The organism is Streptomyces calidiresistens, assembly GCF_014141525.1.
Taxonomy (GTDB): domain Bacteria; phylum Actinomycetota; class Actinomycetes; order Streptomycetales; family Streptomycetaceae; genus Streptomyces; species Streptomyces calidiresistens.
This window is the reverse complement of the sequence record NZ_VKHS01001217.1, coordinates 1-1,126: the sequence shown is the minus strand read 5'-3', so window position 1 is coordinate 1,126 and position 1,126 is coordinate 1. Positions and strand designations below refer to the sequence as shown.

At 70.1% G+C, this 1,126-nt stretch carries 1 protein-coding gene; it reads right to left on the bottom strand.

Annotated elements, in window-relative coordinates:
• On the bottom strand, positions 1–1,058 hold a 1,058-nt coding region (urtC, locus tag FOE67_RS26490; RefSeq protein WP_228474331.1), incomplete at its 3' end, for an urea ABC transporter permease subunit UrtC.
• Between the last annotated feature and the right edge of the window lie 68 nt (positions 1,059–1,126).

Below are 1,126 nucleotides of genomic sequence, written 5' to 3'. Positions count from 1 at the left end.
TATACACTTGCAGCTTCGTCGGCAGTGTTAGATGTGTATAAGCGACAACGCCGGCGGAGGACGTGGGCCAGGGAGGCGAGGCCGCCGGGCAGGAAGACGATGACCACGATGAAGAGCAGCGCCTGGAAGTAGGTCCATCCGGCCGGGAACTGCTCGGAGAGCGTGGTCTGGGCCCAGGCGACCGTGATGGCCCCCAGCGCGGCGCCGGGCAGGGAGGCCCGCCCCCCGATCGCCGCGCCGATCACGAACTCGATGGAGGGCACGATGCCGATCATCGCCGGTGAGATGATGCCCACGGCGGGGACGAACAGGGCCCCCGCCACTCCCGCCATTCCCGCCGAGGCGGTGTAGGCGGCCAGCTTGACCAGGGCCGGGTCGTACCCCAGGAAGCGGACGCGCTCCTCGGAGTCCCTCACCGCGGCGAGGAGTTCGCCGTAGCGACTCAGGAAGAGGTGGCGGGTGAGCGCCACCAGGATCAGCAGCACGGCCGCGATGACGAAGTACACCATCCGGCGGTTGACCGGGTCGTGGAGCGAGTAGCCGAAGATGCCGCGAAAGTTGGTCAGTCCGTTGGTCCCCCCGGTGGTGGCCTGTTGGCCGATCAACAACAGCGCGAAGGCCGCCGCCAGCGCCTGGCTGAGGATCGCGAAGTAGGCCCCCCGCACCCGACGGCGGAAGACCAGCAGGCCGATCCCGGCGGCGACGGCCATGGGCAGGAGGAGCACGGCGGCGAGGGCGACCACGGGATGGGCGAACGGGACCCACCACCACGGCAGGGTGTCGGTGTCCCCGTACAGCAGCATGAAGTCGGGAAGACCACCGGGCCCGGCGTCGGCGAGTTCGAGGTGCATCGCCATCGCGTAGCCGCCCAACCCGAAGAACAGGCCCTGTCCCAGGGTGAGCATCCCGCCCCGTCCCCAGGCCAGGGCGATGCCCACCGCCACGATGGCGAAGCACAGGTACTTGGCGAGCAGACCGAGTCGGAAGTCGGTGAGCAGGAGGGGCGCGACGAGGAAGAGCGCCGCCGCGGCCGCGGCGAATCCGGCGGGCGCGCGCAGCCGGTCCCATCGGCCGGTACCGGGCGGGCGGGGTGCGGCGGTGCCGGGACTGTCTCTTATACACAACT